Here is a 14,007-nt window from a genome sequence, read left to right on the forward strand (position 1 = left end):
ACGCGACATAGACCAGCCATACCACTAACACGCCTGCCAAAGTCACTTTAGTTGTCATCTTCGTATCCTCTTGTTATGTGGGTGTGAAGACCCTGTGAGGAATAAGCTGACAGGAGACGCGGGGGAGGTTATTGCGCTGGATCAAAAAAGGGGATGCAAGTATCCCCTTGATGTTTTAATTGCGATCAAATCAGACAATTTGCGCAGCTTTTGCCACCACGCCGTGTCAGGTGTTGATCTCCTCCAGGCGGCGATTGAGGGTACGTGGGCCGAAAACGCCAATGGTAAACACCACGATCGCCATCGCAATCGAGATCACCATAAACACCGAACCCACCCCCATCTCATGCAGTACCCAGGCGATAGTAAAGCCCGACAACATGCCGCTGATCCGGCTGACTGAATAAACCATACCAATGGCTTTGGCACGAAAACGCGTCGGAAACAGCTCGGCCTGATAGGCGCGATAGGAGAAAGTCATGCAGGTACTGGCGAGCGACAGCAACAAGCCAAGGGTCACCAACATTACCGGCTGCGACTGCCATGAGAACACGGTGCCAACCAGCGCAATCGCCAGCGCTGAACCGCTCACCAGCCATTTACGTTCGATGCGATCGGCGAAGGTCATTGCCAGCAGCGGCCCCAGTGGGCTGGCGAAGGCAATCAGGAACGAGTACATCAGGCTGTGGGTAAAGGTTACGCCTTTCGCCGCCAGCAGCGTAGGGATCCAACTGGCAAACCCGTAGTAGCCAATCGACTGGAAGAAGTTAAACACCAGCAGCATGATGGTGCGGCGACGGTAAGGAGGACGCCACATCTCATTTTTAATGGCCGGGACGTGCTCTACCGCTTTCAACTCTGCCATCTCCACTGGCGGCAGAACCGCGCCGGTGGATTTCGCCACGCGCGCTTCCAGACGTCGCACAATATCTTCCGCTTCCTTGTAGCGCCCCTGTTCGACCAGCCAGCGTGGGCTTTCCGGCAGGCCCATACGGATCAGCCAGACCACCACCGCGCCGATGCAGCCAAACAACACCACCCAGCGCCAGCCGGTCAGGCCGAATGGCGCCAGCGGCACCAGTTGCCAGGATAAAAAGGCGATGGTGGGAATCGAGGTGTATTGAATCGCCTGGACAAAGGCGTAGGAGCGGCCACGCAGACGGGCAGGAATAAACTCCGAAACGTATGCATCGATAGTGACCAGCTCCGCACCGACACCAATCCCGGAGACAATGCGCCAGAACACGATGGCATAAGGATGATGCTGAAACGCCATAATGCCGCTGGCAATGGCGTACACCAGCAGCGCGATAATAAATACCTTACGTCGACCCATGCGATCGGCAAGGTTGGCAATCAACAGGGTACCGAGAAACACGCCGAGGAACATTGCGGCCACAAAGGCACCAAGACTGCTGGGATCGAAAAAGTTATGGCTGCCGTGGGTGAAGATCCCTTCACGCACCATACCCGGTCCGACATAAGCGGTGAGAAACACATCATAGACTTCAAACCAGCCACCCAGCGCCAGTGCGAAAATGATCAGCCATAACGGACGTGCGGCAGGTAACCGCTCCAGTCGCGCGGAGAGCTGCGCGCCAAAGGCTTTCCCTTCTTCTGGTGTGAAGTTATCACGCCAGGTGATCGGCGGCGGTAACGACTCGCTCAGTGAAATTTTCTTAAGCACGGTAGGGTACTCCAGTTTTTATAATGTTCGTGCAGGTGTAGCGGCGCGGTTTATCGCGCCGCGATCGGTCAATCAGGACGTTATAACGGGCAACCTTTGGCGCGTAAGATCGCGTTAAAGCGCTCAGGATCGTTGGTCCCTGTCATATTGCTGGCGCGGATCTTCTCTTCACGCTGCGCATGTTGTTGCACGCGCGGCAGCAGCACGCTCAGCTCGTCATGCGGGATGGCAATCACGCCATCGGCATCAGCTACGATCAAGTCGCCAGGTGATACCACCAGACCGGCGCAGTGCACCGTGGTGTTGACTTCACCCGGACCGTCTTTAGAGGGACCACGCAGGGTATTACCGCGCGCCCATACGGCTACGCCACCTTCGGCCCATTCGTTGAGGTCGCGCACCGCACCATCAATGACAAAACCGGCGATTTTCTTCGCCACCGCTGAGGTGCGCATCAGGCCGCCAATCAGTGCCTGAGTAAGATCGCCGGATCCATCCACCACAATCACATCACCGGGCTGAGCCAGCTCGATCGCTTTGTGGATCATCAGGTTATCGCCCGGACGTACCTTCACCGTCAAGGCCGGGCCACACAGCACCAGTTGCGGATCGTTGTGATAGGCCGTCAGGCCCAGCGCGCCAACGCTACGGCCCATCGAGTCGCCAATATTGGGGACCGGCAGTTGGCGGAATGCCGCCAGTGTCGCGTCATCAATCTGTGGGCCGCGTTCGCCAATAAAATAGCCAATCGGCCAGTCACTTCGCATCGTCATAAGTTAACTCCGGTTAAGCACCTGCGGATTCACGCAGGCGGGAAGGTAAATGTGTTGATTATCGAGCCAGGCCAGACACTGACGTGCTGCGCTTTGCGCCACCGCGTCCAGCGCTTGTGGGGTCGATCCGCCGATGTGTGGGGTGATAATCAGATTCGGGAGGGTACGGAACGGATGATCGGCAGCCAGTGGCTCCTCCGCTACGGTATCCAGTGCGGCGGCCCGCAGTTGTCCGTTTTGTAGTGCGCTTGCCAACGCCGCTTCATCCACCAACTCGCCGCGCGCGGTGTTAATCAGGATTGCGCCTGATGGCAACAGGGCGAGCGAATGTGCATTGATCATCTGGCGGGTTTTCGGTGTCACCGGACAGTGCAGGCTCAGTACATCCGCCAGCGGCAGCAGTTGATCCAGCGATGTACAGCGCTGCGCGTCTGCCAGATCTGCGTCGGCGGCAAGGGCCGGATCGAAAAAAGCCACATTCATCCCCACGGCGCGAGCCACACGGGCGACCCGACGACCAATTTCACCAAAGCCCACCAGGCCGAGGGTTTTGCCCTGCAACTCTTCACCATCACCGCTGCGCGTCCAGCGTCCGGCGGCCACCTCCTGCTGGAAAAACGGCAGGCGGCGCGCGCAGTTGAGCATCAACGCCAGCGTCAGTTCAGCCACGGATTGCGCATTGGTGGCTGGCGTGGTGAGTACCGGAATGCCGTGCTGCGTAGCAGCATCGACATCGATATTGGTGACACCAACACCATGTTTGCAGATGATTTTCAGCGTCGGACAGGCGGCTATCGCTTTGGCGCTCAGCTCAACGGTACGCGAAATCACCGCGTCATAGGGCACGCTGCTCATGCGGCGTTCAACTTCCGCCGCATCGTTGGCGTTATCCAGGTAATCCACGGCGCATTTTGCGTCAGCGAGTAACGTACGGCCTCCCTGGCCGAGGCTCGTGGTGGTCACGAGAAAGCGGTAAGTCATGATGGTTCTCCGATAGGGTTTAGCGTCATCCTGGCATCGGAAACCGATAAAAAATATTCTGTGTTAGTTATCAATTCATTCCTGACAGGAATTTATGCCACTTTTTCTGCTCCGGGCTTTGGGTAAAAACCCGGCAAACGCGTCGCCATACTGCGTTAACAACTTGTTCACTTTTTGGTGACACCGGCAGAGGCACAGTGGATAACCATTTTTGCTGGATGATCGCGCACCAACGCTTCTGATGACGCTGTTACACACCCGCATACCCTCAACCTTAACCCTGAGTTCATAGTGTGATCGGCTTCAAACTCTGCCCTCAAGCATCTGTAACAAAAGAAACAATTTCTTACTTCCCCGTGGGCAAAATTGTGCCACCCGCGCGCTCGCGCAAAAAAACAGCAGATTTTTCAGCCGCACAAATTGGTAAAAGTTAGTAAAGATTTAAAATGTACTGTCTGGTTCGTTAACAACTACATATCAGAATGGTTACATCATGAATCAGTCCAAAGATTTCGTTTCTGTCCTCGTCCGGGTGATGACCGTGGGGCTGTTTTTTACCTCCGGTCTGGACAAGATTTCGCACTACAGTGAAAACCTGCAACTGATGGCCGACAACCATGTGCCGGGTTTCTTCCTGCCGTTGGTGATCCTGCTGGAAGTGGGCGGTGGCGCGGCGATCGCCCTTGGTTTCCTCACCCGTTTCACCGCCATTTTTATGGCGGTTTTCTCGGTGGTCGCCGGTTTTCTGTTCTATCAGGGCTACAGTCATGCGCACCTGATGGTGTGGCTGAAAAACATCTCCTGTGCAGCCGCGTTCTTGCTGTTGTGTCTGCATGGTGGCGGCAAATGGAGCCTCGATCATCTGATTCAACGCCGTCTCGCACGTCGCTGAGTACGCTAAATAGTTAATCCCTCTAACCCATTTAATTCAGGACTACACCATGAAACTGATTCCAGGCGCACTGCTGTGTACCGGGTTGTTCTGTGCCGCTGCGCAGGCTACCCAACCGGTTAACCAGGTATCCGTACTTACCCACCAGCAGGCTCAGGCGCTGGTGAACAAAGCCGAACAAATCATCCGCAGCCACCAGATTGGCGGCGTGGTGGCGGTGGTTGATCCCTTTGGTCAGTTGATCAGCTTTGACCGTCTTGATGGCGCAACCCTGGCAAACAGCGAACTGGCACCGAAGAAAGCCCATTCCGCTGCCGCATTTGGTGTGCCTACTGCCAGTTTCCAGCAGAAGATCGCCGCTGGAAATATCGGAATGCTGGGTAACCCGGCGGTGGTGCCGTTGCCTGGCGGTGAGCCGGTCAAACTGAATGGCGTGGTGGTTGGCGCGATTGGCGTCAGTACCCCGGATGGTAACGTTGATGCTGAAGCGGCCAAAGGGGCGTTGTCGGCCCTGAGTGCGGGCTAGCGCGAGAAACTGACGATGGAAAGACGACACTTTTTAAAACTGATGATGGCGACGCCGGTGATTGTTGCCATACCCATGCAGCCACTGCTGGCCGCTCCGACAGACAGCAGCGTGGCGCTGCTGCTGCGCGCCAGTGAACTGCTGACCGGACGTCGCGGCCTGGATATCGGGATTACCGAACGCCTGTGGACGCTGTTGTGCCAACAGGACAGCACGTTTCCCGCGCAACTCGCCAGCCTGATGGCGCATCTGAATGCGCTGCACAGCGAAGACCGTGAGCAGATCGTTGCCCAATTAAGCGACGACGAAGTGAAAACCGCGCTGATGATTATTTCGCCGTGGTATCTCGGCTACACCGGCCATCCTTCCACCACCAAAGCGGTGGATGACGCGCACTTTGTGACCTTCCTGTCGGCGTTAATGTATGAACCGACGAAGGATCACACTATTCGTCCTACTTATGCGCGCGCCGGGGGAGATTACTGGGCTGAAGTCCCGCCGGGCGTTACCGCACCGACCATGCCTGCGGAAATTCGTGCCTGGGGCGATCGCTCGCCGCTGGCCGCCAGCACCATCAAAGAACCGGAAGCCCCCTGGCTGCTGATGATTCAGGGCAAAGCAAAGACCCTCGTGGAAGCCGAGGCGTTACTGGCGCAGCACAACAACACATAACAAGAACGTGAGCAGGAAGACAAAATGAGCGAATTTGATGCTGATGTGGTGATCATCGGCTCGGGCGCCCTCGGCGCCAATGCCGCTTACCAATTGGCGAAAGCCGGTAAGTCGGTGATTATGCTGGAAGCCGGACCCTATATCCCGCGCTGGAAAGTGGTGGAGAATTACCGCAACGGCGCCAGCAAGCGGAACTGGTGCGCACCGTATCCCAATCTGCCGTGGGCGCCCAACTCCTACACCGAAGGTTATATCGATGCCAAAGGGGATGATGATTTCGAGTATGTCACCAGCTACCTGCGCGTCGCCGGAGGCAGTACCCGCCACTGGGCCTCTGCCTGCTGGCGTTTGTTACCCAATGATTTCAAACTAAAAAGCGTTTACGGCGTGGGTCGTGACTGGCCGTTTGAATACAGCGAGCTGGAACCCTGGTATCTGCAAGCCGAACGTGAAATTGGTGTGGTCGGTACCGGCGAAGAGGATCAGAGCGGCCAGGGACGCGGTCATTATCCACCACGTTCAGCGGAGTATCCGCTGCCGCCCGAGGCAAAACCGTATATGGTGCAGCGCATGCAGGCCAAACTGGGGCCGATGGGCTACCAGGTGGTGCATGAACCGCACGCCCGTGTCTCTCGTCCCTATGATGGTCGTCCGGCTTGCGCCGGTAATAACAACTGCGAACCGATCTGCCCGATTGGTGCTATGTATTCCGGCGATATGCATGTGGACAAAGCGGTGGCGCTGGGCGTCAAACTGATCACCGAAGCGGTGGCCTGGAAGCTGGAGAAGGGCGCAGGCAATAAAATTGTCGCATTGACCTGGCGTAAGCCGGATGGCAAGGATAGCCGGTTGACCGCCAAGGTGTTTATCGTTGCCGCCCACGGGCTGGAAACGCCGAAGCTGCTGTTGATGAACGATGTTGCCAACAGTTCGGATCAGGTGGGCCGCAACCTGATGGATCACACCGGGTTGAGTCTGACCTTCCTCGCCGATGAACCACTGTGGACCGGCCGTGGTTCGGTGCAGCACGGCACTATCGCCAATCGCCGCGATGAAGCGAGTCGCGCGCAGCATTCTGCCATTCGTTACTCACTGCGTAATCTGGTGCCCAACGTCGATGTCACGGTGCCGCTGTTGAAGCAGGGTATGATGGGCCAGGCGTTGGATGACGCAATCCGCGATCGCGCTTCACGCATTATGAACATCAGCACCATGAGTGAAACGCTACCCAGCCCGACCAACCGTGTGGTGCCTAATTACGATCGCAAAGATTCGATTGGTCTGCCAATGCTGAAGGTCAATTATCACCTCGACAGTTATGTACGTGGCATGCGACCGCAGGCATACAAGGATTTTGCCAACTTTTTGCAGGCGTTTAACGGTGAAGTGATTGAAGCGCCGACCGGTTGGCGTAACCAGTACCACATTATGGGCACCACCATTATGGGCGATAACCGCAAGGACTCGGTGGTTGACGCCGATTGTCGTAGCTGGGATCACCCCAACTTGTTCCTCGCCACCACCGGCGTGATGCCGACGTCGGCGACCGTTAACCCGACGCTGACCGGCATCGCACTGGCGATCCGCATGGCGGCGACCATTGCCAGGGAGGTTTGAACGATGCGCTTACATCAGTTGTTCAGCCTCACCAGCCTGCTGCTGGTCAGCAGCCTGAGTCTGGCGCAGGACGCCTCACCGGATCTGGTCAAACGCGGCGAATATCTGGCGATTGCCGGAGACTGCTCCGCCTGCCATCGCAACCCGGAGAGCGGTCAACCTTTTTCTGGTGGTTACGCCATTCAGTCACCGATGGGGATGATTTACGGCTCGAACATCACGCCATCGAAAAGCGCCGGGATTGGTGGTTATAGCCTGGCGGATTTCACCGCAGTGATGCGTGAAGGGAAAGCGCCGGGTAATCATTATCTTTATCCGGCGATGCCGTACACCGCGTTTGCTGGCATGTCAGATAATGACATCCATGCGCTGTACTCGTACCTGATGTTGGGCGTGCCCGCGGATGACCATCCGGCACCGGAAACCCATCTGCCATTCCCGTTCTCTTTCCGTCCGGTGATGGCGATGTGGAACCTGATGTTCCTCGATAAAAGCGCGGTGCCGGGGAGTACGGCCGCACCAGGTAGCGCCGAACGCGGCGAGTATCTGGTACGGACTCTGGCGCACTGTTCCACCTGCCATACGCCGCGCAACAGCATGATGGCGGAGCAGGGCGATCGTTTCCTGTCCGGTGGGAAGGTGGGTAGCTGGAGTGCGCCGAATATCACGCCAGATGCACAGGCCGGGATTGGCGACTGGAGCGAAGCGGAGATTGAAACCTACCTGCGTACCGGCGCGCTGCATGGCAAAGCGATTGCCGCGGGCGAGATGGGGACGGCGGTGCAGAATTCTTTCTCAAAACTCGATGACAGCGATCTCCAGGCCATTGCCCGCTACCTGAAACAGGTGCCCGCGATTGGCGGAAGCGATCGCAAAGCCCCTGCCGCGGCGCCCGCCAGCACGCCGCTGTCGGCAATCGAAACCGGGATGAAAGGCGACATCAACGATTACGTTTCGGCGGATGCCATGAGCGGTGCGCAGTTGTATAACGGTGCCTGCGCCACCTGCCACGCCAGTGATGGGCGCGGTACTCATGATCAACAGCGTTTTTACCCGTCACTGGTGGGTTCCTCTGCGGTGCTCTCCAGTGATCCGGCCAACCTGATCATGACTATCGCCGAAGGGGTGGACCGTCAAACCCCGGCAGGTCACGCCTTTATGCCGGAGTTCCGCACCCAGTTCAGTCAGGCACAACTGGCAAAGGTGGCGAATTATGTCTCCACCAGCTTTGGTAACCCGCAACACACCATTTCTGGTGATGACGTGCGGCAAACGTTGCACGGGGAAAGTGGCAGCTGGCTGATTCGCTATGCGCAACCTCTAACTATTGCTGGCGCTGTTATCGCGCTGGTGGTACTGCTGTGGTTAGTTTATATCCTGCGTCGTCGACGCGGTTAACTTCCGGGAGCCGCGATCTGGCTCCCTTATTATGGAGTGATTGAAATGAAAAAGATCCTGTCTCTGGCGCTGCTGAGTGCTGCCCTGTTTAGCGCAGCGGGTGCCCAGGCTGTCACCACCCAAACCATCCTGACGCAGGCGGATGCACAGAAGCTGATTGCAGCTGCGCAGGAAAAAGCGCACGCACTGAATGCCAACGTCTGCATCGCGGTACTGGATCAATCCGGGGAATTGCTGGCGTTTCAGCGTATGGACAATGCGCCGGTTGGTTGTATCGATTCGTCAATCCTGAAAGGACGCGCTGCGGCGCTGTATCGCACCCCGACCGACAAATATATGGATCGTGCCAACGGTAAAGAACCCGCTATTGCCACACTGCCGGGCGTGATCCCGCTGGGCGGCGGCTCACCGGTGGAGTGGCGCGGTAACACGCTGGGTGCGGTGGGCGTGAGCGGTTCGGCTAACCCGAATGAAATCGCCATCGCGAAAGCGGCGAGTGAGAGTTTTAAATAAATGGCCGGGGCCGGGCGTATGCCTGGCCTTGAACGTCAGTAGTGATAACGACAGGCGGCAATTAAAAGTGCTCCCTCGTTCACTGAATAGACTAAACGATGTTCTTCCGTGATTCTTCGTGACCAGAATCCTGCCAAATTATGCTTTAAGGGTTCTGGTTTTCCTTTACCTTCAAAAGGCGTTCTTTTGGCGTCTTTGATGAGTTCATTGATTTTTTTGACCATTCTTTTGTCTGTATCCTGCCAGTAGAGATAGTCATCCCACGCTTCCTGCGACCATGTTAATTTCACTCATCAATATCCTTTTCAATGGTGTTCCCATTACGCAAGCTCTCAATCGAGTTCATCAATCGTTTGGCATTGGCGGGTGAACGCAGAAGATAGGCTGTTTCTTCCAATGAATTGTATTCTTCCAACGACATCAAGACACAGTCGTCGCCATTCTGTCGGGTGATCAAAATGGGGGCACGATCCTCTACCGTTTTCATCATCGTTTCAGAAAGATGCTGTCTGGCTTCACTATAAGTTATGGTACGCATGTTTTATTCCTTCGAGTTGACCCAGTCATTGTACAATGATGATGTAAATTTAACCACCGGTGTTTTAACTTCATTGCTACCATGTTGCTCACTTACTGATCAGACCTGCTGACCCATCAAGTTCCCCCTCAACGCGCCGATAGATTACCTGAAGGAATGTGAGAGCACAGGGAGTGGTTCTTTTTACCGAAAAAGTGTCGACCCCAGGAGCGCCAGCATGGCCAAACGACTGTCTGATAAGAAAAAGATGAGTACCCGCACGCAAATGCTGCTGACGGGTGCCTTAACCATTACCCTTGGCTTTACCGTCACCATTGGTGTGCTTAACTGGCAATCCAGCCATGAACAAAAATCCCTGGCCGAAAATTATCTGCAACAGATAGCGCAGAGCCAGGCGCTGCAAATCCAGCAGGATCTCAGCTATGCGCGTGATGTGGCGCATAACCTCGGGCACAGCATCATTGCGCTGCCGGGCGCGGGTGTGCAGGATCGAAAAGTCATCGACAAGATGATGGAATCTACGTTGCGCGACAATCCCAGCTATCTCTCTGTTTCGGTGATTATGGAAGAGAACGCCTTTGACGGGCGTGATGCCGAGTTTGCCAGCCAGGCAGGACAGGCTCCGAAAGGCCGCTATGCCTGGTTTGTTGACCGCGATCAGTCCGGCAATTTCGCCATGCATCCGCTCACCTCGATTTTTACACCGGGCCAGGGTGACTATTATTTGCTGCCGCAGAAAAGCCAGAAAGACACGCTGATTGAGCCTTACAGCTACGCCTACAATGGCGTGCCGACGCTGCTCACCTCAGTTGCGGCACCGATTGTCAGCCAGGGCAAACTCTGGGGCGTGGTGACGTCCGATATTTCGCTGGCGTCATTGCAGGATCGGGTGAATAAAATCAAACCCTGGGAAGGCACAGGCTACGCCATGCTGCTCTCCAGCGCCGGGAATGTGGTTTCTTACCCGGATAAAAGCCAGACCACCAAAGCGTGGAAAGGTAATACCAACCACTTCAGCAGCGCCGTCAGTGAGGGTCATGACGCCATTCTCGGTGAAAATGCCCTCATGACCTGGCAGCCGATCGTCATCGGCAACAGCGATCAGAAATGGTATCTCGGTGTGGTGGCACCGGTCAGTGAAGTGATGGCGGCAGCCAATCGCCAATTGATCAACGCCATCGTGCTGATGGTCATCAGCATCCTGTTGGTCAGCGCTTTGCTGGGTATCCTGTTTAGCCGCAAGGTGTTGAAACCGATTGGCGGCGAGCCGCTGGAAGCCGCCACCATCGCGCTGGCTGTGGCGGATGGCAAACTGGACAACGCGATTGCCGTGAAAAACCGCGATACCAGCAGCCTGTTCTATGCGCTGAATACCATGCAGGACCAGTTGCGCGATATCGTTGGCCAGATCCAGGATGCCAGCACCTCGGTGCGCCAGGGGGCAGGTGAAATTGCCAGTGGTAACCTGAATCTGGCGTCACGCACGGAACAACAGGCTGCCGCCCTGGAGCAGACCGCTGCCAGCATGGAGCAGATTACCGCGACGGTGAAACATAACGCCGCCAATGCGCATCAGGCGACCACCCTGACCGACAACGCGACGCACATTGCCAGCCGTGGCGAGGCGCTGGTCGGTGAAGTGGTGCAGACTATGGCGCAAATTGACGATAGCGCGAAAAAGATTGGCGACATCACCGCCATCATTAACAGTATCGCTTTCCAGACCAATATCCTGGCGCTGAACGCCGCGGTAGAAGCGGCGCGGGCCGGCGAGCAGGGGCGCGGATTTGCGGTGGTGGCTTCTGAAGTGCGTAACCTGGCGCAGCGCAGCGCCAATGCGGTGAAAGAGATTGCCGCGTTGATTGAGGAGTCCAGCCAGCGTGTCGACAGCGGTGTGCAGTTGGTGCGTGATGCCGGGAAAACCATGCAGGAGATGACTCAGGCAGTACATTCGGTACGCACCATTATCGGCGAGATCGTCACCGCGTCGGATGAGCAGGCGCGCGGGATCAGCCAGGTCACTATCGCGGTCAATGAGATGGATGGCACCACCCAGCAGAACGCCGCGCTGGTGCAACAGATGTCGGCTGCCGCCAGTTCGCTGGAAGATCAGGCTGCGCAACTGGCGCAGACCGTTGGACGTTTTCATCTCGCCTGATGCGGAGTCGTAGCTACCGTCTTGGACGTCAAGCGGTAGCTGCGTAATTTTCATCCCACTTTATCCGCGTTTTCAGCACCCCGAAGCACTGATGAACCAGCTTGCGCATCACCGCTCCAAGCGCGGCCTTGCTGGCTTTGCCCTTCGCGATTAGCCTCTGGTACAGCGCCTTCGCCGGGGCATTCCACCTGATCGCTACGATCGCCGCCATATACAGTTTCGCCCTTACGTCTGCCGGGCCTGTTTTTGACATCCGCGCACGCCCCCTGACTGAGCTCCCGGACGTTTTTTCCACCGGTACCACACCCAGCCACGCAGCGACCTGTGAAGCACTCCGGAACGGACACGAGCGCAGTACCGACAGCATTGTCGTGCCCACCACGCTGCCTATTCCTTTTATCGATTCCAGCAGCTCACGGTCTTCCTTCAGACCCGGATGATTATCTGTGTGGTCTGAGATGAGCGCTTCAATACGCTTCAGCTCGTCCCTGTGGGCTTTCAGGGTTCTCTCCAGCGAGTCAATGATTTCAGGCGCTGTGCGGGTTGAATGGGCTTTTTCCAGTCGGTTCTCCGCCCGCTGGACATCAGCCTGAAGTGAGTCCCGCAGACGCGTCAGCTCCCGAAGTTTACGGACCTCCGGGGAGGGAGGCACCCAGGCATCAGGCTGTTTCAGTTCGCCATAACGGGCCAGGACGTAAGCATCAACGGAGTCGTTTTTAGTCAGGATAGCCATTCCACGGGCGAACTCCCTGACCCGCTGAGGATTGCTGATGCAGACCGTGACGGGAGTATTTTCATGAAGACCGAAGGCGACGTTTTCGTGATAAATGCCGGTCGCTTCGAGCACCACCATCACCTGTTCAGGATGGCATTTTTGCCTGATTAACCAGTCATTTATCTCCCGGTCAGCGTCGGGATGATTTTTGAGGGTTTTGGTTTTCTTTTTCCCGTTGCCGGGCAACAGGCAGAGGTCGAGTTTGTTTTTACTGACATCAATACCGAGATAAATCATAAGACAGCTCCCTTTCACATGAACCATCACGCCATCTTGCCTTGTACATACGAAGTCAGAGCTTCTGGTTACCGTGCAGAGTAGATGCTGGCGTGAAAGGAGAAACGGAGGGCTTTAAGCTACGGCACAAGATCGGGTCTTAAGCGGCGCGACAAGCTGCCTCCGTTTCGTGTAACGGGTAGCTAACCAGTTACAACTTCAAGATACAAGCGGCGCGATTTATCGCGCCGCTACACATTTAGATTCTCGCTTTGCGTGCCAGATGGACATCAAGCGGCGACATCGGGAAAGGTTGCATCCGCTGAATCGCCTCAATGATAAAACCCGCCTGCTGCAATTCCCCGCTTAACGCGCCTTGCTGCGTGACAGTGTAACCTCGCATCATTAATGGTGTGAAGAACGGTAGCACCTGACGTGCTTCCACCGGGTCGGCAGGCACCTCGGCATGCGCACTGATCAACAGCCCTCCTGGTTTCAGGCGGCGGTATAACTGCTGCAACATCGTCTGGCGATCCTCGACAAAATACAACAAGGAGGAGCACCAGATAATGTCGACCAACTCGCTTTCCGCCAGTTGTGAACAGGCGCTAAAGCGCCCGCCTAATCCGGCACGTTCAATATTTTGCTGTGCCACCGTGGCGGTTTTGGGCAGATCAAGCACCACACCGGACAGCTGGGGGAAACGCTCAGCCAACGCCAGAGTGATCAGGCCTGGCCCGCCGCCCATGTCCAGCAGGCGCGCCGGACGCTGAAAATCAGCCAGCGTGCTGGCAATGACGCAGGCGGTCGCGCCGCTCAGTGCCCGCTGCTCCTGGGCAATCTGGCTCATCGCTGCATCAGCCCAGGCAGTTTCAATCTCCAGCGGGTCCTGCCAGCCGGGGGTGCTGCGCTTCAGCAAGTCAGGCAGTTTGCGGGCAAACTGCTGCAACAGTTGCTGACGATAATGCCAGGCGTCGCCGATATATCGTGTTCCGCTATGGCACAGATACGGTTGTGCTGTTTGCGGCGTGTGGTATTCCGCCCCACGGCGCTGCAACAATTCCCCGCTCCACAGCAGGCGCAGCCAGTGCTCCACCGGTTCGGGCTGCCAGCCAAAATGATTTGCCACCTGCGTGGCATCCGCCTGTCGGGTCAGGAAATCGAATAATCGCTGTTCAAACGCCAGCGCCACAGCGCCACTCAGGGCATGTTGTGCCAGCAGGTTATCGAGAAAAGGTAACGGGGATGTCATGGCTGTCTC

At 56.5% G+C, this 14,007-nt stretch carries 14 protein-coding genes; 7 read left to right on the forward strand and 7 right to left on the reverse strand.

Annotation, left to right across the window (positions count from 1 at the left end):
- Positions 1-226: 226 nt before the first annotated feature.
- The 3 genes from AC6I8N_RS21340 to AC6I8N_RS21350 all read right to left on the reverse strand — a co-directional run bounded on the left by AC6I8N_RS21340 (position 227) and on the right by AC6I8N_RS21350 (position 3,441).
- Positions 227-1,687, reverse strand: a complete 1,461-nt coding sequence (locus tag AC6I8N_RS21340) for an MFS transporter (protein ID WP_497831089.1) — start codon at positions 1,685-1,687, stop codon at positions 227-229.
- Positions 1,688-1,767: 80 nt separating this feature from the next.
- Positions 1,768-2,460 carry an RraA family protein gene (locus AC6I8N_RS21345; RefSeq protein ID WP_497831090.1) on the reverse strand — a complete coding sequence of 231 codons (693 nt, stop codon included), beginning with the start codon at positions 2,458-2,460 and terminating at the stop codon, positions 1,768-1,770.
- Between the two features lie 3 nt (positions 2,461-2,463).
- On the reverse strand, positions 2,464-3,441 hold the full coding sequence (locus tag AC6I8N_RS21350) for a hydroxyacid dehydrogenase (protein ID WP_497831091.1): 978 nt from the start codon (positions 3,439-3,441) through the stop codon (positions 2,464-2,466).
- A 493-nt stretch (positions 3,442-3,934) separates the two neighbouring features.
- Between AC6I8N_RS21350 and AC6I8N_RS21355 the strand changes: the two genes are divergently transcribed.
- The 6 genes from AC6I8N_RS21355 to AC6I8N_RS21380 are packed head-to-tail and all read left to right on the forward strand — an operon-like array spanning position 3,935 to position 9,059.
- The gene (locus AC6I8N_RS21355) at positions 3,935-4,333 is read left to right on the forward strand and encodes a DoxX family protein (RefSeq protein WP_497831092.1); all 399 of its coding nucleotides are present in this window, start codon (positions 3,935-3,937) and stop codon (positions 4,331-4,333) included.
- Positions 4,334-4,382: 49 nt separating this feature from the next.
- Complete coding sequence (locus AC6I8N_RS21360) at positions 4,383-4,859, forward strand: GlcG/HbpS family heme-binding protein (RefSeq protein ID WP_497831093.1); 477 nt, start codon at positions 4,383-4,385, stop codon at positions 4,857-4,859.
- Between the two features lie 15 nt (positions 4,860-4,874).
- Complete coding sequence (locus AC6I8N_RS21365; RefSeq protein WP_497831094.1) at positions 4,875-5,531, forward strand: sugar dehydrogenase complex small subunit; 657 nt, start codon at positions 4,875-4,877, stop codon at positions 5,529-5,531.
- Between the two features lie 24 nt (positions 5,532-5,555).
- Positions 5,556-7,148, forward strand: coding sequence for a GMC family oxidoreductase (locus tag AC6I8N_RS21370; RefSeq protein WP_497831095.1), 1,593 nt, complete (start codon positions 5,556-5,558; stop codon positions 7,146-7,148).
- Positions 7,149-7,151: 3 nt separating this feature from the next.
- Positions 7,152-8,546, forward strand: a complete 1,395-nt coding sequence (locus tag AC6I8N_RS21375; RefSeq protein ID WP_497831096.1) for a c-type cytochrome — start codon at positions 7,152-7,154, stop codon at positions 8,544-8,546.
- Positions 8,547-8,591: 45 nt separating this feature from the next.
- Positions 8,592-9,059 (forward strand): GlcG/HbpS family heme-binding protein, encoded by a 468-nt coding sequence (locus tag AC6I8N_RS21380; RefSeq protein WP_208726454.1) that lies wholly within the window; start codon positions 8,592-8,594, stop codon positions 9,057-9,059.
- 35 nt (positions 9,060-9,094) lie between these two features.
- Here AC6I8N_RS21380 and AC6I8N_RS21385 read toward each other — a convergent pair whose 3' ends face one another.
- Positions 9,095-9,349: a Txe/YoeB family addiction module toxin gene (locus AC6I8N_RS21385; RefSeq protein ID WP_208726456.1), complete on the reverse strand. Its 255-nt coding sequence runs from the start codon at positions 9,347-9,349 to the stop codon at positions 9,095-9,097.
- Positions 9,346-9,597: a YoeB-YefM toxin-antitoxin system antitoxin YefM gene (gene yefM, locus AC6I8N_RS21390; protein ID WP_208726458.1), complete on the reverse strand. Its 252-nt coding sequence runs from the start codon at positions 9,595-9,597 to the stop codon at positions 9,346-9,348. Before yefM ends, AC6I8N_RS21385 begins: the two co-directional genes overlap by 4 nt.
- Positions 9,598-9,814: 217 nt before the next feature.
- Between yefM and AC6I8N_RS21395 the strand changes: the two genes are divergently transcribed.
- A complete protein-coding gene (locus tag AC6I8N_RS21395) occupies positions 9,815-11,755 on the forward strand; it encodes a methyl-accepting chemotaxis protein (RefSeq protein ID WP_497831097.1) in 1,941 nt (646 codons plus the stop codon).
- Between the two features lie 28 nt (positions 11,756-11,783).
- On the opposite strand, the gene AC6I8N_RS21400 is transcribed toward AC6I8N_RS21395, so the two are convergent.
- Positions 11,784-12,767 (reverse strand): IS110 family RNA-guided transposase, encoded by a 984-nt coding sequence (locus tag AC6I8N_RS21400; protein WP_497829548.1) that lies wholly within the window; start codon positions 12,765-12,767, stop codon positions 11,784-11,786.
- Positions 12,768-13,005: 238 nt separating this feature from the next.
- On the reverse strand, positions 13,006-13,998 hold the full coding sequence (locus AC6I8N_RS21405; protein WP_497831098.1) for a class I SAM-dependent methyltransferase: 993 nt from the start codon (positions 13,996-13,998) through the stop codon (positions 13,006-13,008).
- Positions 13,999-14,007 lie beyond the last annotated feature (9 nt).

Source organism: Pantoea sp. X-Soil-TKNS-1279, assembly GCF_059730565.1.

Bases quoted from the DNA above. Each gene is read 5' to 3' on its own strand.
- AC6I8N_RS21355 (WP_497831092.1), top strand. From the start codon at position 3,935: ATGAATCAGTCCAAAGATTTCGTTTCTGTCCTCGTCCGGGTGATGACC.
- AC6I8N_RS21380 (WP_208726454.1), top strand. From the start codon at position 8,592: ATGAAAAAGATCCTGTCTCTGGCGCTGCTGAGTGCTGCCCTGTTTAGC.
- yefM (WP_208726458.1), bottom strand. From the start codon at position 9,597: ATGCGTACCATAACTTATAGTGAAGCCAGACAGCATCTTTCTGAAACG.
- AC6I8N_RS21360 (WP_497831093.1), top strand. From the start codon at position 4,383: ATGAAACTGATTCCAGGCGCACTGCTGTGTACCGGGTTGTTCTGTGCC.
- AC6I8N_RS21345 (WP_497831090.1), bottom strand. From the start codon at position 2,460: ATGACGATGCGAAGTGACTGGCCGATTGGCTATTTTATTGGCGAACGC.
- AC6I8N_RS21365 (WP_497831094.1), top strand. From the start codon at position 4,875: ATGGAAAGACGACACTTTTTAAAACTGATGATGGCGACGCCGGTGATT.
- AC6I8N_RS21370 (WP_497831095.1), top strand. From the start codon at position 5,556: ATGAGCGAATTTGATGCTGATGTGGTGATCATCGGCTCGGGCGCCCTC.
- AC6I8N_RS21405 (WP_497831098.1), bottom strand. From the start codon at position 13,998: ATGACATCCCCGTTACCTTTTCTCGATAACCTGCTGGCACAACATGCC.
- AC6I8N_RS21395 (WP_497831097.1), top strand. From the start codon at position 9,815: ATGGCCAAACGACTGTCTGATAAGAAAAAGATGAGTACCCGCACGCAA.
- AC6I8N_RS21400 (WP_497829548.1), bottom strand. From the start codon at position 12,767: ATGATTTATCTCGGTATTGATGTCAGTAAAAACAAACTCGACCTCTGC.
- AC6I8N_RS21350 (WP_497831091.1), bottom strand. From the start codon at position 3,441: ATGACTTACCGCTTTCTCGTGACCACCACGAGCCTCGGCCAGGGAGGC.
- AC6I8N_RS21375 (WP_497831096.1), top strand. From the start codon at position 7,152: ATGCGCTTACATCAGTTGTTCAGCCTCACCAGCCTGCTGCTGGTCAGC.